Genomic DNA, 17,732 nt, shown 5'->3' on the forward strand with positions numbered 1-17,732 from the left:
TTCAGGGACGCCGGTGCGCCTCGCGGTGCGCCCGTGCCAGATCCGCGTACAGCGTGCCGTTGAGGGTGATGCCCTCGCGCTCCTCGTCCGTCAGCTGCCGCTTGACCTTCGCGGGTACCCCGGCCACGAGTGAGCCCGGCGGTACCCGCATGCCCTGCGGTACCAGCGCCTGGGCGGCGACGAGCGAACCGGCGCCGATCATCGCGCCGTTGAGGACCGTGGCCCCCATGCCGATCAGGCAGTCGTCCTCGACCGTCGCCCCGTGGACCACGGCGTTGTGCCCGATCGACACCCGCTCCCCGACGGAGATCGGGAATCCCGGGTCGACGTGGAGGGTGCAGTTGTCCTGGATGTTGCTGTCGGCGCCGATGACGATCGGACCGCAGTCGGCGCGCAGCACCGCGCCGTACCAGACGCTGGCGCCCGGGCGGAGCGTCACCTCCCCGATCACCACGGAGGTGGGCGCGGTGAACGCCTCGGGGTCCACCTCGGGGTCCTTGCCGCCTATGCCTGCGATCAGCGCCTGATGCGTCATTGCCGTCTCCTCGTGGTCGCTCCACCGGCACCGTACGGCATCGGTGGGGTGAAGATCACAGCGGAAGGAGCTCATGGTGGCGCTCGGCGCTGAGTACGGTGAGCGGGTGCTCCGAAGCAAGAACACGTTCTCGTCATGGCGGCGCGGCCTCGTGCAGCGGGCCGTCCATGCGGGCTGGGCCTGGGTCCAGCGCGCGGGGTCCGTGACGGCGGAGCACCCCGGCCGCTTCCGGTTCGGTGCGATGGGAACAGGTACCAGACTCGCCTTCCCGCTCGGCACCGTCTTCGGCGAGCCCTGGATCCGGCTCGGCGCGCACTGCATCATCGGCGAACAGGTCACCCTGACCGCCGGGCTGATGCCCGACCTCGACCTCGGCCCCGACCCCATCCTGCGCATCGGCGACGGCGTGGTCCTCGGCCGCGGCAGCCATGTCATCGCCGACACGACGGTCACCATCGGCAGCGACTGCTATTTCGGCCCGTACGTCTACGTGACCTCCACCAACCACTCCTACGACGATCCGCACCAGCCCATCGGCAGGCAGTGGCCGCGGATGGAGCCGGTGGACATCGGCCCGGGGTGCTGGATAGGGACCGGCGCGGTGATCCTGCCGGGCGCGAGGATCGGACGGAACGTGGTGGTCGCGGCCGGTGCCGTGGTCCGGGGGACCGTCCCGGACCACGCGGTCGTGGCCGGGGCGCCCGCCCGGGTCGTGCGGCGCTGGACGCCCGACGTCGGCTGGCAGCCGCCGCTGCGGACGCCGGCCCCGGTGCCGATCCCCGACGGCACCACCCCCGAGCAGCTGCTGGCCCTGTCGGAGCTCGACGAGGAGACCGTCGCCCGGCTCGCCGAGTGGGACGGGGACGGCGCCGCGCCGCTCGCGGAGCTCGACGCGGAGTCGTGAGTCAGCCGGTGGCGAGCAGCACCGTGCCGACCAGGGCGAGGCCCGCGCCCGCCGCCTGCACGGCGCGCAGCCGCTCGCTGAGGAAGCCGCGCGCGGCGAGCGCCGTCACCACCGGGTAGAGCGAGGCGAGGACGGCGGCCACCGTGACCGGGCCGTGCCCGGCGGCGATCGCGTACGTGCCGTTGGCGGCGACATCGGCGAGCCCGACGAAGGCGAGTGCGGGCAGCGATCCCCAGGGCAGGCCCGCGTCCGGCCATGCCGGGGCGCCCCGGCGCACCGAGACGTGCAGGGCGACGCCGCCCGCGGCCACGTTGGCCACGCGCATCACGAAGAGCGCGAGGAACAGCCCGGTGACCGAGGTGGACGCCTCCGCGATCAGCGCGAAGACCGTGCCGAAGCCGAGCGCCGCGACGAGCGTGAGCAGGATGGTCCGCCGATGCACCGGTGTGCCCCTGAGCTGGGGCCCGCCGGCGAGGACGACCCCGGCGACCGCGACGGCGATCCCGGCGGCCTGCAGCAGGCCGGGGCGCTCCCCGAGGGCGAGCCCGACGCCGACGGGGACCGTCACGCTCAGCGTGGCGAGCGGGGAGACGACGCCCATCGGGCCCCGGGCGAGCGCCTCGTAGAAGGCCAGCAGGGCGACCGGTCCGATCAGCCCCGCCGCGAGCGCGAACCACAGCCGCGGGCCCGCCTCGCTCCAGCCGCCGGTGGCCACCACGAGCGCGCCGAGCACGGCCGCGGCGACGGTCTGCGAGACGACGACCACGGTCAGCGCGGGCATCCGCCGTGTCAGCAGCCCGCCGCCGAAGTCGGCCAGACCCCACAGCAGGCTCGTGGCCAGGGCGAAGAGTGCTGTCACGGGCTGCCTCGCAGTACAGTGCGGTGAACGATCGGGTGCACCACACCATAGTTCAGTCGAGTAAACCCTGTCATATAAAATATTGGACGGAATGTGTCGGACCTCGACCTGCTGACCCAGTCCCTGGCCCGTAACGTCAAGCGGTGGCGCACGGAGCGGGGCTTCACGCTGGAGACGCTCGCCGGCCGCGCCGGAGTCAGCCGCGGCATGCTCATCCAGATCGAGCAGGCCCGCACCAACCCGAGCATCGGCACCGTCGTCAAGATCGGCGACGCGCTCGGCGTCAGCATCACCACCCTGCTCGACTACGAGCAGGGCCCCACCGTCCGGATCGTCCCGGCCGACCAGGCCGTGCGCCTCTGGCACACCGACGCGGGCAGCTACAACCGCCTCCTCGCGGGCACCGAGGCGCCGGGCCCCCTGGAGATGTGGGACTGGCGGCTGATGCCGGGCGACCGCAGCTCCTCGGACCCCCACCCCGCCGGCACCGTCGAACTGGTCCATGTCACCGCCGGCGAGCTGACGCTCACCGTCGACGGCGCCGAGTACCGCGTGCCCACCGGTGCGAGCGCCTCCTTCGAGGCAGGCACCCCGCACACCTACGGCAATGACGGTGACGTGCCGATGGAGATGGTGATGGCGGTCTCGGTGCCGCCCGTGCGCTGAGCCGCCCGTGCGCTGAGCCGTCCGGCCGCCGCCTGCGCCGTGCTGTCGGCGTGGGCTCATGCGCGCAGTCGCCGCGGCGTCCGGCGCCGGGGCCGGGTCGGCGGGACCGGCCCCTCAGGGCCGGGTTCCGGCGTGGTGGGCCAGGGTCAGATGCGGATCCGTCCCGCCCGGTGCCGGGGCCGGGTCGGCGTGGACCAGGGCGGCGGTGAGCCGGGGGACCGCGTGCATCAGGGCGTGTTCGGCGTCGACCGCGATGTCGTGCGCCCGGCGCACGCTCACCTCGCCGTCGACCACGACCGCCACCTCGGCGCGCAGGCGGTGCCCGATCCAGCGCAGCCGCAGCTCGCCGACCTCACGTACGCCCGGCACCTCCCGCAGCGCACGCTCGGCCCGGTCCACCAGTGCCGGGTCGACGGCGTCCAGCACCCGCCGGAACACCTCGCGCGCCGCGTCCCGCAGCACCAGGAGGATCGCGGCGGTGATCGCCAGCCCGACGAGCGGGTCGGCGGCGTTCCAGCCGAGCGCCGCGCCGCCCGCGCCGACGAGCACCGCGAGTGAGGTGAATCCGTCCGTGCGGGCATGCAGCCCGTCGGCGACCAGCGCGGCCGAGCCGATCGCGCGCCCGACCCGGATGCGGTGGCGGGCGACCCACTCGTTGCCCGCGAAACCGACGACGGCCGCGGCGGCGACGGCGGGGAGGTGCTGCACGGGGCGGGGGTCCAGGAGGCGTTCGACCGCGCTCCAGGCGGTGAAGGACGCCGACGCGGCGATGGTCAGCACGATCACGATCCCGGCGAGGTCCTCGGCGCGGCCGTATCCGTAGGTGAAGCGGCGCGTGGCCGCGCGGCGGCCCAGCACGAAGGCGATGCCCAGAGGTACCGCGGTCAGGGCGTCGGCGGCGTTGTGCACGGTGTCGCCGAGCAGTGCCACCGACCCGGAGATCACCACCACGACGGCCTGCGCCAGTGCCGTCGCCCCGAGCACCGCGAGCGAGACCCACAGGGCCCGCATGCCCCGCGCGGACGACTCCAGCGCCGAGTCGAGCTTGTCCGCGGTCTCGTGGGAGTGCGGGGTGAGGAGGTGGCGGAGGCGGGTCAGGGGGCCACGGGAGTGCGCGTGCACGTGGTCGTGGTGATCGTGGCCGGGGGCGTGAGCGTCGCCGTGATCGTGATGGTGGCCGTGCGGGGGGTGGTGCGGGCGCGGGTGCTCGTGGCCGCCGCCGGTCGGCAGTGCCCGGCCGTGCTCGTGGCCTTCGTGGTGGTGTCGCATCCGGAGGGCCCCTTCCGCCGTGTGGCCGTGGACGCGGTCGCGTCCACAGGGCCATTATGTGCGTATGAGCGCACGCATGCACCTATCATCTGCACACCGTGTGCAGTCGCGCACCGACGGCACCGCCGAGGACCACCCCCGTCGCCCGGGCGAGGAGCAGTTCGCGCTCGCCGCCGAGCTGCTGGCCCTCCTCGGTGACCGCACCCGCCTCGCCCTGCTGCACGCCCTGACGGGCGGCGAGGCCGATGTCTCGACGCTCACGGAGGCGTGCGGCGCGGCGCGGCCCGCCGTGAGTCAGCACCTGGCCCGGCTCCGGCTCGCGGGCCTGGTCGACGCGCGCAAGCAGGGTCGCCGCGTCTTCTACTCGCTCCGCGACGGCCATCTGCGCCGGGTCGTCGACGAGGCGCTCAGTCTGGCCGACCACCGGCTCAGCGGCCGTCCGGCGCACGACTGACCGCGGGCCCGGCCCGGTGTGTGGCTGACCGCGGGCCCGGCCCGGTGCGCGGGGCGCACCGCCCGGTTGCCGTCGTGCGCCGCGGACACGGCTGTGGGCCAGGACGGGAGGTCCTGGCCCACAGCCGTGCCGGATGCCGCAGGTGGGCCGGGCGGTGCGCCGGGCCCCGGAAGGTCAGGCGGCGGGCGCGGCCTCCGAGAGCTGGGCGATCACCTTGGTGATGCCCTCGACGACCTCGGAGTCGTCGGCCGGGTGGGTCTCGGCGAAGCGGGTCACGGAGCCGGGGATGGACAGCTTGGCCTCCTGGAGGACCGAGGCGCCGGCGATGCCCAGGGACTTGCGGGCCTCGTCCTGCGCCCACACGCCGCCGAACTGGCCGTACGCCGTGCCGACGACGGCGACCGGCTTGCCGGTCAGGGGTGCGGCGCCGTAGGGGCGGGACAGCCAGTCGATCGCGTTCTTCAGGACGGCCGGGATGGTGCCGTTGTACTCGGGCGAGAAGAGCAGCAGGCCGTCCGCCTCGGACGCGGCGCTGCGCAGCGCCGTCGCGGCCTGCGGCGCGGCGCCCTCGACGTCGATGTCCTCGTTGTAGAAGGGCACGTCGGCCAGTCCCTCGAAGAGCGACACCTCGACGCCTTCGGGGGCGTGCTTCGCCGCGGCCTCGGCGAGCTGGCGGTTGTGGGACCCGGCGCGAAGGCTGCCGACCAGGGCGAGGATGCGTACGGACATGGCGAGAACTCCCAGGAATGTATGCGTAGCGGAAAGGGCTGAAGCGGACCGGATGAGTCCGTTTAACGTTCTACCACCTTAACCGGACCGCGGTCCACATCATAAACGGACCGGGGTCCGATTTTCTTCCGGGCGCTACGCTGAGCCCATGACCGAGCCGCTCCCGCCCCGACTCGCCCCCCAGGAGGACCGGGGGGATCCGACGGATCTCGCCCTCATGCCGACGGGTGGGACGCCCCATCTGCGCGCCGACGCCGCGCGCAACCGCACCCGGCTGCTCGAGGTCGCCACCCGTCTGGCCGCCGAGCACGGCATCGCGAACGTGAGCATGGACGCCATCGCCTGTGGGGCGGGAGTCGGCAAGGGCACCGTCTTCCGGCGGTTCGGCGACCGCACGGGCCTGCTGGTGGAACTGCTCAGCCACCACGAAGAGCAGTTGCAGGCCGCGTTCTTCTCGGGGCCGCCGCCGCTGGGTCCGGGTGCGCCCGCCCCGGAGCGGCTGCGCGCCTTCGGCACGGCGGTCATCCGTCACGAGCACGCGCACCGGGACCTGTATCTGGCCGCGCACAGCGAGCCCGGGCGGCGCCGCGCGAACCCTCCGGACCAGTTCCGGCTGGCCCACCTCCGCATACTGCTGCGCGAGGCCCGGGTGGAGGGCGACATCGAGCTCATCGCGTACACGATGCTCGGCTACCTGGAGACGGTGCTGGTCGACCACCTGCTCTCCCATCGCGGGATGTCCCTGGAGCGGGTCGAGGCCGGCTGGTGCGACCTGGTCGGGCGGTACACCGGCCGATGTCCCGGCTGACGCGGACTCCCGGTGCCCCATGACGGCCGTCCGGTGGGTGCGGTCCGGTGCGGTCCGGTGCGGTGCGGTGCGGTCCGGTCCTGTGCGGTGCCGTGCGGTCCGGTCCCGCGACGGTCGTGTGACCGGTGACCGCCTTCGCCCGATGACGGTGCGGCACCCGGCCGATGTGGAACACCGCTCGGTTCCGGCGGTCCTTGTCGGCCAGGACGCGCCGCCCCTGTTCTCCTCGCCGTCCGACCCCGACGGCGACTCCTCCGGCACGGTTCCCGACACCGAGGCGGTGGCCCGGGCCCGGGAGGCACGGCGCGCCGAGGTCGCCTTCGCCGGTTCGCCGAGCCGCCACCGCCTGGCCGGGCGCTCGGCGTACGACGCGCGGGCGGACTCCGGCGCTCCCTTCGGTGTCATCACGTTCGCGCAGGTCAGCGCCGTACTATCGGACATGACAACGGTCACCGGTGCAGCCTTTGCCCGGCGGCACCGCCATGCGTTTCACTGCGGTCGAGGCAACCGATCCGAGGGGGAAGGCAGCGCACATGCACGCTCACGGTCATGAGCACGACCCGGGCGGCCACGCCGGGCACTCCCACGGCGTGGCGGCGGACACCGACCGCCGCTGGCTGGCGGCCGCGCTCGGCCTGATCGCGGTGTTCATGACGGCCGAGGTGACCGTGGGCGTCGTCGCCGGTTCCCTGGCCCTGATCTCCGACGCGGCCCACATGCTCACCGACGCCGCGTCCATCGTGCTCGCCCTCGTCGCGATGAGGCTCGCCGCCCGCCCGGCCCGCGGCGGCTTCACCTACGGACTCAAGCGCGCGGAGATCCTCTCCGCCCAGGCGAACGGCCTCACGCTGCTCCTGCTGGGCGCCTGGCTGGCGTACGAGGCCGTGCGTCGGCTCATCGACCCGCCGCAGGTCGCGGGCGGACCGATGCTGGCCACGGCGCTCGTCGGCATCGTCGTGAACGTGACGGCCGCCTGGTGCATCTCGAAGGCCAACCGCACCTCCCTGAACGTCGAGGGCGCCTACCAGCACGTCCTGAACGACCTGTTCGCCTTCATCGGCACCGCGGCCGCCGCGTTCGTCGTCCTCCTGACCGGGGCCGACCGCGCCGACCCCGTCGCCACCCTGGTGGTCGTCGCCCTGATGGCGAAGGCCGCGTACGGGCTGCTGCGCGACTCCGGCCGCATCTTTCTGGAGGCGGCGCCCGCCGACGTCGACCCGGACCTGCTCGGCGACCGGCTCGTGGCCCGGCCGGACGTCGTCGAGGTGCACGATCTGCACGTCTGGCAGATCACCTCAGGCCAGGCCGCGCTGTCCGCCCACGTCCTGGTGGAAACGGGCGGCGACTGCCACGCCGTACGGCGGGACCTGGAGCAACTCCTGCGTCACGACTACGGCATCACCCACACCACCCTTCAGGTCGACCACGCTCCGGAACAGGTCCTGCAGGTGGCCCTGCCGGGCGACCGGACCGGGGCCGGCGACCCCGGCCACTGCGAGGCACCCCACGGCCCGGTCCACCGGGAGGAGCCGCACCCCCACTGAGGGCGAGGCCGTCGCGCCCGCGCGGTCACCGCTTCTTGCGGTCATCGCTTCTTCCAGAACGCCATGAGGTCCGCGAGAGCCCTGATGATCTCGGGGCGCTCCGACGCCTCCGCCCGGCGCAGGCTGATGGCCAGGGAGAGGAGGATCATCACCACGAACAGGCCGATGGTGCAGAAGAAGAGCTGCGGCGCGGCCACGGCCACTTGCTCCAGTACGGTCCACATGTGCCGCCTCCCGGAAGGTGTCAGCCGCTGCTTCCGAGAGACTTCGTCACGGTGCGAAGATCACGGTGCGAAGACCTCGACGAAGACAGGCGGACGCCTCTGATCACGCAGCGCCCGCCGACTGCGAACCCACATCCTCGAGGATTCCTCGTCCAGATCGGTTGATCTTCGTGGTGCTCTGTGCGGGCTGGGGACGCCGGGCCTCGGTGCCCGTGCGTCGGTCCGTCGCGATACCGAGCGGCGCAATCCCGGAGGAGGGGCGCTCCGACCGTTTCCGCCACTGGTCGGCAAGATGCGGGCCCGCACGTCGAGCGGCACGATGCCCGTGACCGCGTCGTCCTGCTCCGCGAGTGGGCGCGGACGGCGTCATCGGGTCCGGCGAGCTCGGCGCCTGGGCGGTCCATCTCATCGACGCCGGCGGAGACGGGGGCGAACTCCTCGTCGCCGCCTGACCAGTTACTTACCGGTATCAAGATATCCGCGCGGGCCACGCCGACCGGCCCGACCCGCACATCCGTTCACCCGTAAGGGCGCTTGCCGCCCACCCGTACGGGTAAGTCGCGCGCATGTGCGCCGTGCCGGGGCGACCACGCTCGCGGGGCTGCGGCACGCCGGACGGCGCCGTTCCCGGACGGGGGCGGGGGCTCCCACGGGCGGAAGCCCCTGCGGCCCTCAGGCGGAGTCCGTGTCGTCCGGCGGAAAGCCGTACCGTCCCTGCAACCGGACGAAGCACGCCCCGGTCAGCACCCGCCGCTCCTCGAGCCCCGACGCCGTGCGCACGAAACACACCACCCGCTCGTGCCCGCCCGGTCCGATCGGCTGCACGAGGCGGCCGGACGGCCGTACCTGCTCCACCAGCGGCGCGGGAACCTCCGGGAAAGCGGCCGACACCACGATCCCGTCGTACGGGGCCCGGTCCGGCACACCGCCGCTGCCGTCACCGACCCGGAGCTCCACGTTCCGCACGCCCTGCCGCGCGAGGTTGTCCCGCGCCCGCCGGGCGAGGTCGGGCCGCACCTCGACGCTGACCACGTCGGCCGCCAGCCGGGCCAGCAGCGCGGTCTGGAAACCGAGCCCCGTACCGACCTCGAGGACGTGCTCGCCGCCCTCCAGACCGAGGCCCTCGATCATCATCGCGGACAGCGACGGCTGCGTCGTGACCTGCCCCTCACCGATCGGCACGGGTACGTCCCGGTAGGCGGTGGCCGCCCGGTCGGCCGGGACGAAGTCGGCGCGGGGCGTCGTCCGCACGGCCTCGAGCAGCCGCTCGTCCCTGATGCCCACTGCTCGCAGGGCCCGCACGAGATCCTCGGGCCCGCTGGGTACGGAGTCCACGGCGGTTCACCTCACCGCCAGCCTAGGCCCAGGGCCCAGTGCCGTGCCGGGCGTCGCGAGACGGTGAACCTCTCCGGTCACGGCAGCTGAGCGGCCGTGCGCGGCGCGACCTCCTTGCGCGCGTCGTCAGGAGACCGCCGGGGCTCCGCTGCGCACGAGAGGTGGCCCGGCCGAGCGGTGCCGGAGAGGACACCGGCGGCCGGCGTGGTTACCCGAGCAGCGGGATCTCGACGGCCGGGCACCGGTCCATGACCATCTCGAGGCCCGCGGCGCGGGTGCGCGCGTACGCGGCCTCGTCGATCACGCCGAGCTGGAACCAGACCGCCTCGGCGTTCCTGGCCACGGCCTCGTCGGCGACCGCGCCGGCGAGTTCGCTGTTCACGAAGACGTCCACGACGTCGATGTCGAAGGGGACGGCCTCCAGGGACGGGTAGCCCCGTTCGCCGTGGACGGTCTCGGCCTTCGGGTGGACCGGCACGACGCGCTTGCCGAAGCGCTGGAGGACGGCCGCGACCCCGTGGGCCGCACGGCGCCGGTTCGTGGACAGGCCGACGATCGCCCACGTGTCGCCCAGCTCGGTGAGGATCTTGCGGATCGTTGCTGAGTCGCCGTACACGGCCGTTCTCCCTCGATGTCCCGCGGCGCGGCACTCCCGCGTCGCCTGCTGTGGGAGCCAACAGCGGCCGGGAGGGGGCGATTCCCCGGCAGACGGCGCGCGTCCGTCCGGAACGGCACCCTCCTCCCTGCGCGGGGGGCCCGGCACGCCTACGCTCACCTCTGTGCTCCGTATCACCGACGCCCGCAGCGGCGAGCCCGTCGACGTCCGCCCGGGCCTGACCCGCGTCCACGCACACGTGGCCGGGGCCGACACCTCGGCCCTCCGGGTGCTGCTGGTGGCCGATGCGCTGGCCCGAGCCCTGGAACTCGGCGGAACGCCCGTCGTCACGGTCGCCGCGCCCGCCGCCGCGCTCCGGGAGCGCGCCGACGACCTCGGCATCCGCCCCGGAGAGCCGGACGCGCCGGGCGTCGGACGGGCCCTGCACGTCGTCGGGGCGCAGGGCGGCGCGCCCGACGGTGTACGCGTCGAGGTCGCCCCGGCGACCGGACCCGCGGGCACCTCCACGCCGCCGTCCGCCCTGCGCCTCGCCCTGCTCGCCACCCCACGCGGGCTTCCCGTCGACCTGGACACGGGCACCTTGTCCGACGCCCGGGACACCCTCGTGCGCTGGCGCATGGCGGTCGCCTCCTGGGCGACCCGCCCCTCCAGGCCCATCCCCGAGCAGGTACGGCGCGACCTGCGCGCGGCCTGGGAGGACGACCTCGACGTGCCGGCCGTCCTGGAGGTGCTGCGGCGAGTGGAGGGCGCCGACGACGTACCGGACGGGGCGCGCTTCGAGACGTTCGCGCACGCCGACCGGCTGCTCGGTCTCGACCTCACCCGCGACATCGGGGCCAGACCGTGATCACCCGCCCCGCCGCGGGCCCGCTGCGCCGACTCGTCGTCCTGCGGCACGCCAAGTCCGCCTGGCCCGCCGGTGTCCCCGACCAGGAACGGCCGCTCGCACCGCGCGGCCGCCGGGACGCCCCGGCCGCGGGGCGCGCGCTCGCGGAGACGGACTGCCTGCCCGACCTCGCGCTGTGCTCGACGGCCGTCCGCGCCCGCCAGACGTGGGAGCTGGCCTCGGCCCAGTGGGGCACACCGCCGCCGGTGCGGCTGCAGTCCCGGCTGTACGCCGCCGATGTGCCGGACCTGCTCGACTCCGTGCGCGAGGTGCCCGCACCCGTGAGGACCCTGCTGCTCATCGGGCACAACCCCGGCCTCGCGGACCTCGTGCTCACCCTCGCCGGGGACGGGCTCGACGACACACTGGAGCGGGTCCGCGCCAAGTTCCCCACCTCCGCGATCGCCGTCCTCGCCTGGCACGGCAGCACCTGGGAGGCGCTCACCCCCGGCGCGGCACTCCTGACGGACCTGATCGTGCCGAGGGGCAGGAAGCCGAAGGGCGCCCCGTAGCGGCCTCTTGCCCCGCGTCGGGCCGCTCGGCCACCCGGGTGACCAGGGTGCAGGCGAGGACGGCGGTGACGGCCGAGGGCCCGGCCCGGATGCCCCACGCGTCCGGGCGCCGCATACGCTGGCCCGATGCAGGACGAGTACCGCACAGTCGCCCGCGCGGGCGTGCACGAGACCGACGTCAACCGCTCCCGCTTCCTGTGCGCCCTCGCCCCGGCCGCCACGGAGCAGGAGGCCCAGGACTTCATCGCGGGCGTCCGCAAGGAACACGCCGACGCCACCCACAACTGCTACGCCTATGTCATCGGGGCCGACGCCGCTATCCAGAAGGCGAACGACGACGGTGAACCGGGCGGCACCGCGGGCGTCCCCATGCTGCAGATGCTGCTGCGCCGCGACATGCGGTACGTCGTCGCCGTCGTCACCCGGTACTTCGGTGGCGTCAAACTCGGCGCGGGCGGACTCATCCGGGCCTACGGGGGAGCGGTGGGCGAGGCGCTCGACACGCTCGGCACGGTCACCCGGCGCCGCTTCCGGCTCGCCACGCTGACGGTCGACCACCAGCGTGCGGGCAAGGTGCAGAACGACCTGCGGTCCACCGGACGCGAGGTGCGGGACGTGCGGTACGGGGAGGCCGTCACGATCGAGATCGGGCTGCCGGACGCCGATGTGGACGCGTTCCGGGCGTGGCTCGCGGACGCCACCGCGGGCACCGCCGGCTTCGAACTGGGCGGGGAGGCGTACGGTGACGCGGACTCAGGACGGTGACGGTTCCCGGGCCGGTTTCTCCCCGTGACGGTTCCCGGGTCGGTTTCTCCCCGTGACGGTTCCCGGGTCGGTTTCTCCCCGTGACGGTTCCGGCGTGGGCTCTCCCCCGTGCCGCACCGCGTCGGGCTCGTGGAACCGCCCGGGGCGGGTGAGCCCTCCGAATCGGACATGCCCGGCCGGGCGGCGCCGCCCCGTGCGCCTGGGCGCGGCCCGGTTCGGGAGTGACCGCCCGTGATGTCGGACCCGGCCGTTAGTCTCGGGGATCATGAGGCTGCTGCACACTTCCGACTGGCATCTGGGCCGGGCGTTCCACCGGGTGGACATGCTCGGCGCCCAGGCCGAGTTCATCGCCCACCTCGTCGCCACCGTGCGCGGGCGGGGCGTGGACGCGGTGGTCGTGTCGGGGGACGTGTACGACCGCGCGGTGCCGCCGCTCCCCGCCGTCGAGCTGTTCGACCACGCCCTGCACCGCCTCGCCGACGCGGGCGTGCCCACCGTGATGATCTCCGGCAACCACGACTCGGCGCGCCGCCTGGGCGTCGGCTCCGGGCTCCTCGGCCGCGCGGGCATCCATCTGCGCACGGAACCCGCGGCCTGCGGAACGCCGGTGGTGCTGGCCGACGCCCACGGAGACGTCGCCTTCTACGGCCTGCCCTATCTCGAACCGGGCCTGGTCAAGGACGAGTTCGGGGTCGAGAAGGCGGGCCACGAGGCGGTGCTCGGGGCCGCCATGGACCGGGTCCGCGCCGACCTCGCCACGCGCGCGCCGGGCACCCGTTCCGTCGTCCTCGCCCATGCCTTCGTCACCGGCGGCGAGCCCAGCGACAGCGAGCGGGACATCACCGTCGGCGGGGTCGCCGCGGTGCCCGCAGGCGTCTTCCACGGCGTGGACTACGTGGCACTGGGGCATCTGCACGGCAGCCAGACCATCACCGGACGCGTGCGCTACTCCGGTTCACCGCTGCCGTACTCCTTCTCGGAGGCCGGCCACCGCAAGGGCATGTGGCTCGTCGACCTGGGGGCCGACGGCTCGGTGACGGCCGAGCGTGTCGACTGCCCGGTGCCGCGGCGACTCGCCCGGATCCGGGGGCGGTTGGCGGAACTGCTCGCGGACCCGGGGCTCGAACTACATCGGGAGGCATGGGTCGAGGCCACCCTCACCGACCCGGTGCGGCCCCCCGAGCCCATGGCACGGCTGACCGAGCGCTTCCCGCACACGCTCAGCCTCGTCTTCGACCCCGAGCGCGGCCCGCGGGAGGCCGCGGTGTCGTACGCACGCCGGCTGGCGGGCCGCTCCGACCGGCAGATCGCGGAGGACTTCGTGGCCCATGTGCGCGGAGCGGGCCCCGACCCGCGCGAACGGGCCCTGCTCCAGGACGTGTTCGACGCGGTACGCGCGGACGAAGCGATCAGTGAGGCCGCCCGGTGAGGGCCGCCACGACGGTCGGCGACGGGGAGAGGAACCGATGAGGCTGCACCGGCTCGACATCACCGCCTTCGGCCCCTTCGGCGGCACCCAGACGGTCGACTTCGACGAACTGTCCGCCGCCGGCCTGTTCCTGCTGCACGGACCCACGGGCGCCGGCAAGACGTCCGTCCTGGACGCCGTGTGCTACGCGCTGTACGGGGCCGTGCCCGGCGCCCGGCAGAGCGGTCAGGGCACGACCCTGCGCAGCGACCACGCCGCGCCGGGGACGCGTACCGAGATCCGTCTCGACCTCACGGTCGCCGGGCGCCGGCTGGAAGTCACCCGGCTGCCGCCCTGGGAACGCCCGAAGAAGCGCGGCACGGGCACGACCACCGACAAGGCGGAGAGCCGGCTGCGCGAGTACGACGCGACGGGCGGCGCCTGGAAGGACCGCAGCCGCTCCCACCAGGAGATCGGCGAGGAGATCACCCGGCTCCTCGGCATGAGCCGCGACCAGTTCTGCCAGGTCGTGCTGCTGCCCCAGGGCGACTTCGCCCGATTCCTGCGCGCCGACGCCGAGGCACGCGGCAAGCTGCTCGGCCGCCTCTTCGACACCCACCGCTTCGCCGAGGCGGAGAAGCGCCTCGCCGAGCGGCGCCGCACCGCGGAGACCGATGTGCGCGACGGCGACACCGCGTTGCTCGCCGACGCGCACCGGATGCAGCAGGCGGCAGGCGACGTCCTGCCGCTGCCGGACCTCGCCCCGGGCGACCCCGGGCTGGCCGAGGCCGTCCTGGGCTGGGCCGCCGTCGCCCGCAGCACGGCCCGTGAGCGGCTCACCGTCGCGCACTGCGCCCGTACGGCCGCCGAGTCGGCCCGCACCACCGCCGAGCGCCACCTGGAGGACATACGCGAACGTGCGCGGCTGCAGCGGAGGTTCGCCGAGGCCCGGGAGCGGGCGGCGCTGCTTCAGGACGGGGCCGACGCCCATCGTGAGGCGCAGGCGCGTATGGAGCGCGCCCGCAAGGCGGAGGCCGTGGCGCCCGCACTGGACCTGCGGGATGCCGCGGAGGCCGAGCACCGGCGAGCCGCAGCCGAGGAGGCACGCACGCGTGCCCGGCTCCCGCAGTCCCTCGCCGGAGCCGGGGCCGCGGGGCTCGCCGCCGCGGCGCGCCGGGCCGCCGAGGAACTCGGCGGTCTGGCCTCCGCCCGCCGCGCCGAGCGCCGCCTGGCCGAACTCGCCGTGGAGCGGACCGACCTGGACCGTGAGGAGCGCGCCGACGAGGCGGTCCTGCAGGACGCCGAGGACTGGCTCGCCGACTGGGAGGGCACCCGATCGGGCCTGCAGCAGCGGATCGAGGCCGCCCGGCAGGCCGCCGCCCTGGCCGAGCAGCTCGCGGCGCGGCGTGAACCCGCGCAGCAGCGGCTGGCGGCGGCCCGCCGGCGCGACGAACTCGCCCGGCACGCCGAAGCGGCCGAGACCCGTGCCCTCGCCACCCGCGAACGCGCGCTGAAAGCCCGGGAACACTGGCTGGAGCTGAAGGAACAGCGCCTCCAGGGCATCGCGGCGGAACTCGCCGCCGGCCTCGTCGAGGGCGAACCCTGCGCCGTCTGCGGCGCCGTCGACCACCCGGCGCCCGCGCGGAAGGTCGCCGGGCACGTGGACCGGGAGGCGGAGGAGCGGGCGCTCGCCGCCTGCCGGAGCGCCGACGAGGAACTCGCCGAGGACGAACGGCGCCACGGCGCCCTGCGCGAGGCACTGGCCGCCGCCACCGCGGAGGCCGGCGACACACCGGCCGCGCGGCTGACGGAGGAAGCCGAGGAGCTGGAGCGGCTCCACGGCGCCGCCCGGCTGGGCGCCTCGCACCTGCACGCCGCGCAGGAGGAGCTCAGACGGGCCGAGCACGAGCACGAGCGGCGTACCGCGGCCCGGCAGGAGGCCGCGCTGCGCGGTGCGGCCCGCCTCTCCCGACGGGAGGCACTCGGGCAGGAACGGACCGCGCTGGAAGGGGAGTTGGCGCGCGCCCGGGGCAACGCAGCGAGTGTGGCGGCCCGCTCGGCGCAACTGGAGCGCGACGCTGCCCTGTTCTCCGAGGCGGCGGACGCGGTGCGCGCCGCCGAGGACACCGCGCAGCGCCTCAAGGACGTCGACGCACGCCTCGCCGACGCCGCCTTCCGCGCCGGATTCGACACCCCGCAGGCCGCGGCCGCCGCCCTCCTCGACGACGACGCCCACCGCGAACTGCAACGGCGGCTGGACGCCCGGCAGCAGGAGGAGGCCGCCGTGCGCGCGGTGCTGGCCGAGGCCGGCACGACGGCCGCCGCGCAGCAGCCGCCCGCGGACCTTCCGGGCGCCGAACGGGCCGCCGGGGCGGCGGCCCGCCGGCTCCAGGAGGCGGTCTCCGCCCGGGACGCGGCGGCCCGCCGCTGCGCCGAGCTGGACCGGCTGTCCGCGCGCGCCACCGCTGCCGTCCGGCGGCTGGCGCCACTGCGTGAGAAGTACGACCGGGTGGCCCGGCTGGCGTCCCTGGTGGCCGGCACCTCCGCGGACAACGACCGCCGGATGCGCCTGGAGTCCTACGTGCTCGCCGCCCGCCTCGAACAGGTGGCCGCCGCCGCGACCGTACGGCTGCAGCGCATGTCCTCGGGCCGCTACACCCTCGTCCACTCCGACGACCGCTCCGGACGCGGCCGCAGCGGCCTCGGACTGCACGTCGTCGACGCGTGGACCGGCCGGGAGCGCGACACGGCGACCCTCTCCGGCGGCGAGACGTTCTTCGCCTCGCTCGCCCTCGCCCTCGGCCTCGCCGACGTCGTCTCCGACGAGGCCGGCGGGGTCCGTCTCGACACCCTCTTCATCGACGAGGGGTTCGGCAGCCTCGACGACCAGACCCTCGACGAGGTCCTCGACGTGCTCGACGCCCTGCGGGAGCGGGACCGCAGCGTGGGCATCGTCAGCCATGTGGCGGACCTGCGGCGGCGCATCCCCGCGCAGTTGGAGGTCGTGAAGGGCCGGACGGGCTCGGTCGTGCGGCAGCGCGGAGCGGGATGAGGGCGGCTCAGCGGCCGACGGGGCGGCGGGGCAGGGGCGAGGAGTAGACGACGCTCGTCGTCACCGAACCCAGCGTGCCGATCCTGCCGGACACCTCCTCCAGATGCCTCATCGAGCGTGCCGCGACCTTGATGACGAAGCAGTCGTCGCCGGTGACGTGGTGCGCCTCCAGGATCTCGGGCGTGGCGGCGACGAGGTCGTGGAACGGCTTGTAGTTGCCGGTGGGATAGCGCAGCCGCACGAACGCCAGAACCGGCAGGCCCAGCCGTTCCGGGTCGACGATCGCCGCGTATCCCTGGATGACACCGGCCTCCTCGAGCCGGCGCACCCGGTCGGTGACCGCGCTCGGCGACATGGAGACGGCACGGGCCAGCTCCGCGAAGCTGGCGCGGCCGTCCCGCTGGAGGACATCGAGAATGCGCCAGTCGGTGGCGTCCGGGGAATATGCGGTCATCCACGGTGCATAGCAGGGGAATCCCCGGTGGATCAAGTGGAGGGCCGTGGATCTCTCCTTCAACCGACGACGTCGCGCCCGTAGATTTCCCGTTGTCGGAGCCCGCGGCGGCCGGAGCGGACGGCGCTCGGAGCCGGGGGACAGGGAAGGACCACGGAACGATGACGACCACGACGACCGACATGACCGCGACGGCCGCGACGGCCGCGACGGCCGAGGTGACCACGGCGACCGACGTGAACCCCGTGCTGCGGGTGCCGCCGGCCGCCCCGGCCACCGCGGCCGCCCACTTCCGGGCGAGCCTCGCCCTTCACACCGACGTCTCCGATGTCGCCGCCGCGCTCTCGGCCGGCGGCGACCCCGGCTTCGTCGTCCTCGACTCGCGGTCCACCGCGTCCTGGGACCAGGGCCGCATCCCCGGGGCGGCGCACCTGCCCACCGCGCTGATCCCCGAGCAGGCCGGAGAACTCCTCGACAGGGCCGTCCCGGTGGTCACCTACTGCTGGGGGCCGGGCTGCGACGGAGCGACCCGGGCGGCCCTGGCCCTGGCCGAACTCGGCTTCCAGGTCAAGGAGATGCTCGGCGGCTTCGAGTACTGGGTGCGCGAGGGGTTCGAGTACGAGACCGGCAGAGGCCGTGAACGCCGCGCGGCCGACCCTCTCACCGCCCCCGAGGAGACGGCGGATTGCGGGTGCTGACCGAACGGAAGCCG

Annotated in this window: 20 protein-coding genes; 12 read left to right on the forward strand and 8 right to left on the reverse strand. The window is 74.4% G+C overall.

The window, feature by feature from the left end:
- Position 1 precedes the first annotated feature (1 nt).
- A complete protein-coding gene (locus ACFYMU_RS25230) occupies positions 2–535 on the reverse strand; it encodes a gamma carbonic anhydrase family protein (RefSeq protein ID WP_388377295.1) in 534 nt (177 codons plus the stop codon).
- A 73-nt stretch (positions 536–608) separates the two neighbouring features.
- On the opposite strand from ACFYMU_RS25230, the gene ACFYMU_RS25235 reads away from it, so the two are divergent.
- A complete protein-coding gene (locus tag ACFYMU_RS25235; protein WP_388377298.1) occupies positions 609–1,439 on the forward strand; it encodes an acyltransferase in 831 nt (276 codons plus the stop codon).
- 1 nt (position 1,440) lies between these two features.
- Here ACFYMU_RS25235 and ACFYMU_RS25240 read toward each other — a convergent pair whose 3' ends face one another.
- Positions 1,441–2,298, reverse strand: coding sequence for an EamA family transporter (locus tag ACFYMU_RS25240; protein WP_388377301.1), 858 nt, complete (start codon positions 2,296–2,298; stop codon positions 1,441–1,443).
- Between the two features lie 93 nt (positions 2,299–2,391).
- Between ACFYMU_RS25240 and ACFYMU_RS25245 the strand changes: the two genes are divergently transcribed.
- Positions 2,392–2,964, forward strand: a complete 573-nt coding sequence (locus ACFYMU_RS25245; RefSeq protein ID WP_388377305.1) for a helix-turn-helix domain-containing protein — start codon at positions 2,392–2,394, stop codon at positions 2,962–2,964.
- A 114-nt stretch (positions 2,965–3,078) separates the two neighbouring features.
- On the opposite strand, the gene ACFYMU_RS25250 is transcribed toward ACFYMU_RS25245, so the two are convergent.
- Complete coding sequence (locus tag ACFYMU_RS25250) at positions 3,079–4,233, reverse strand: cation diffusion facilitator family transporter (protein WP_388377308.1); 1,155 nt, start codon at positions 4,231–4,233, stop codon at positions 3,079–3,081.
- Between the two features lie 64 nt (positions 4,234–4,297).
- Here ACFYMU_RS25250 and ACFYMU_RS25255 point away from each other — a divergent pair, with 64 nt between their 5' ends.
- Complete coding sequence (locus ACFYMU_RS25255) at positions 4,298–4,687, forward strand: ArsR/SmtB family transcription factor (protein WP_388377311.1); 390 nt, start codon at positions 4,298–4,300, stop codon at positions 4,685–4,687.
- A 174-nt stretch (positions 4,688–4,861) separates the two neighbouring features.
- On the opposite strand, the gene ACFYMU_RS25260 is transcribed toward ACFYMU_RS25255, so the two are convergent.
- Entirely contained in the window at positions 4,862–5,416 is a 555-nt protein-coding gene (locus ACFYMU_RS25260) for an NADPH-dependent FMN reductase (RefSeq protein WP_388377313.1), read from the reverse strand.
- Between the two features lie 148 nt (positions 5,417–5,564).
- Between ACFYMU_RS25260 and ACFYMU_RS25265 the strand changes: the two genes are divergently transcribed.
- From ACFYMU_RS25265 to ACFYMU_RS25275, 3 genes are all read left to right on the forward strand, one after another.
- Entirely contained in the window at positions 5,565–6,224 is a 660-nt protein-coding gene (locus ACFYMU_RS25265; RefSeq protein WP_388377316.1) for a TetR/AcrR family transcriptional regulator, read from the forward strand.
- A 142-nt stretch (positions 6,225–6,366) separates the two neighbouring features.
- The gene (locus ACFYMU_RS25270; RefSeq protein ID WP_388377318.1) at positions 6,367–6,777 is read left to right on the forward strand and encodes a hypothetical protein; all 411 of its coding nucleotides are present in this window, start codon (positions 6,367–6,369) and stop codon (positions 6,775–6,777) included.
- Complete coding sequence (locus ACFYMU_RS25275; RefSeq protein ID WP_388377321.1) at positions 6,758–7,768, forward strand: cation diffusion facilitator family transporter; 1,011 nt, start codon at positions 6,758–6,760, stop codon at positions 7,766–7,768. Before ACFYMU_RS25270 ends, ACFYMU_RS25275 begins: the two co-directional genes overlap by 20 nt.
- 41 nt (positions 7,769–7,809) lie before the next feature.
- Here ACFYMU_RS25275 and ACFYMU_RS25280 read toward each other — a convergent pair whose 3' ends face one another.
- From ACFYMU_RS25280 to ACFYMU_RS25290, 3 genes are all read right to left on the reverse strand, one after another.
- A complete protein-coding gene (locus tag ACFYMU_RS25280; protein ID WP_388377323.1) occupies positions 7,810–7,992 on the reverse strand; it encodes a hypothetical protein in 183 nt (60 codons plus the stop codon).
- Between the two features lie 672 nt (positions 7,993–8,664).
- Entirely contained in the window at positions 8,665–9,327 is a 663-nt protein-coding gene (locus ACFYMU_RS25285) for a protein-L-isoaspartate(D-aspartate) O-methyltransferase (protein ID WP_388377325.1), read from the reverse strand.
- Between the two features lie 208 nt (positions 9,328–9,535).
- On the reverse strand, positions 9,536–9,943 hold the full coding sequence (locus tag ACFYMU_RS25290; RefSeq protein WP_388377328.1) for a CoA-binding protein: 408 nt from the start codon (positions 9,941–9,943) through the stop codon (positions 9,536–9,538).
- Between the two features lie 163 nt (positions 9,944–10,106).
- Between ACFYMU_RS25290 and ACFYMU_RS25295 the strand changes: the two genes are divergently transcribed.
- The 5 genes from ACFYMU_RS25295 to ACFYMU_RS25315 all read left to right on the forward strand — a co-directional run bounded on the left by ACFYMU_RS25295 (position 10,107) and on the right by ACFYMU_RS25315 (position 16,566).
- Entirely contained in the window at positions 10,107–10,790 is a 684-nt protein-coding gene (locus ACFYMU_RS25295) for a hypothetical protein (RefSeq protein WP_388377331.1), read from the forward strand.
- Positions 10,787–11,341, forward strand: a complete 555-nt coding sequence (locus tag ACFYMU_RS25300; protein ID WP_388377334.1) for a SixA phosphatase family protein — start codon at positions 10,787–10,789, stop codon at positions 11,339–11,341. The genes ACFYMU_RS25295 and ACFYMU_RS25300 overlap by 4 nt, the downstream gene beginning before the upstream one ends.
- 126 nt (positions 11,342–11,467) lie before the next feature.
- A complete protein-coding gene (locus ACFYMU_RS25305; RefSeq protein WP_388377337.1) occupies positions 11,468–12,106 on the forward strand; it encodes a YigZ family protein in 639 nt (212 codons plus the stop codon).
- Positions 12,107–12,371: 265 nt separating this feature from the next.
- On the forward strand, positions 12,372–13,535 hold the full coding sequence (locus ACFYMU_RS25310) for an exonuclease SbcCD subunit D (RefSeq protein WP_388377340.1): 1,164 nt from the start codon (positions 12,372–12,374) through the stop codon (positions 13,533–13,535).
- A gap of 37 nt (positions 13,536–13,572) precedes the next feature.
- Positions 13,573–16,566, forward strand: coding sequence for an AAA family ATPase (locus ACFYMU_RS25315; protein ID WP_388377343.1), 2,994 nt, complete (start codon positions 13,573–13,575; stop codon positions 16,564–16,566).
- Positions 16,567–16,573: 7 nt separating this feature from the next.
- Here the strand turns inward: ACFYMU_RS25315 and ACFYMU_RS25320 are convergent, their stop codons facing one another.
- Positions 16,574–17,020: an Lrp/AsnC family transcriptional regulator gene (locus tag ACFYMU_RS25320; RefSeq protein ID WP_388377346.1), complete on the reverse strand. Its 447-nt coding sequence runs from the start codon at positions 17,018–17,020 to the stop codon at positions 16,574–16,576.
- A 182-nt stretch (positions 17,021–17,202) separates the two neighbouring features.
- On the opposite strand from ACFYMU_RS25320, the gene ACFYMU_RS25325 reads away from it, so the two are divergent.
- Positions 17,203–17,718 carry a rhodanese-like domain-containing protein gene (locus ACFYMU_RS25325; RefSeq protein WP_388377617.1) on the forward strand — a complete coding sequence of 172 codons (516 nt, stop codon included), beginning with the start codon at positions 17,203–17,205 and terminating at the stop codon, positions 17,716–17,718.
- Positions 17,719–17,732 lie beyond the last annotated feature (14 nt).

The sequence above is a fragment of the Streptomyces sp. NPDC007264 genome (assembly GCF_042869095.1).
Classification (GTDB): Bacteria; Actinomycetota; Actinomycetes; order Streptomycetales; family Streptomycetaceae; genus Streptomyces.

What these genes read in the sequence shown, in the direction of transcription:
- ACFYMU_RS25255 (WP_388377311.1), top strand. Translation starts at nt 4,298, where the DNA reads ATGAGCGCACGCATGCACCTATCATCTGCACACCGTGTGCAGTCGCGC.
- ACFYMU_RS25280 (WP_388377323.1), bottom strand. Translation starts at nt 7,992, where the DNA reads ATGTGGACCGTACTGGAGCAAGTGGCCGTGGCCGCGCCGCAGCTCTTC.
- ACFYMU_RS25305 (WP_388377337.1), top strand. Translation starts at nt 11,468, where the DNA reads ATGCAGGACGAGTACCGCACAGTCGCCCGCGCGGGCGTGCACGAGACC.
- ACFYMU_RS25325 (WP_388377617.1), top strand. Translation starts at nt 17,203, where the DNA reads ATGACCGCGACGGCCGCGACGGCCGCGACGGCCGAGGTGACCACGGCG.
- ACFYMU_RS25260 (WP_388377313.1), bottom strand. Translation starts at nt 5,416, where the DNA reads ATGTCCGTACGCATCCTCGCCCTGGTCGGCAGCCTTCGCGCCGGGTCC.
- ACFYMU_RS25265 (WP_388377316.1), top strand. Translation starts at nt 5,565, where the DNA reads ATGACCGAGCCGCTCCCGCCCCGACTCGCCCCCCAGGAGGACCGGGGG.
- ACFYMU_RS25270 (WP_388377318.1), top strand. Translation starts at nt 6,367, where the DNA reads ATGACGGTGCGGCACCCGGCCGATGTGGAACACCGCTCGGTTCCGGCG.
- ACFYMU_RS25315 (WP_388377343.1), top strand. Translation starts at nt 13,573, where the DNA reads ATGAGGCTGCACCGGCTCGACATCACCGCCTTCGGCCCCTTCGGCGGC.
- ACFYMU_RS25275 (WP_388377321.1), top strand. Translation starts at nt 6,758, where the DNA reads ATGCACGCTCACGGTCATGAGCACGACCCGGGCGGCCACGCCGGGCAC.
- ACFYMU_RS25250 (WP_388377308.1), bottom strand. Translation starts at nt 4,233, where the DNA reads ATGCGACACCACCACGAAGGCCACGAGCACGGCCGGGCACTGCCGACC.
- ACFYMU_RS25230 (WP_388377295.1), bottom strand. Translation starts at nt 535, where the DNA reads ATGACGCATCAGGCGCTGATCGCAGGCATAGGCGGCAAGGACCCCGAG.
- ACFYMU_RS25310 (WP_388377340.1), top strand. Translation starts at nt 12,372, where the DNA reads ATGAGGCTGCTGCACACTTCCGACTGGCATCTGGGCCGGGCGTTCCAC.
- ACFYMU_RS25320 (WP_388377346.1), bottom strand. Translation starts at nt 17,020, where the DNA reads ATGACCGCATATTCCCCGGACGCCACCGACTGGCGCATTCTCGATGTC.
- ACFYMU_RS25235 (WP_388377298.1), top strand. Translation starts at nt 609, where the DNA reads ATGGTGGCGCTCGGCGCTGAGTACGGTGAGCGGGTGCTCCGAAGCAAG.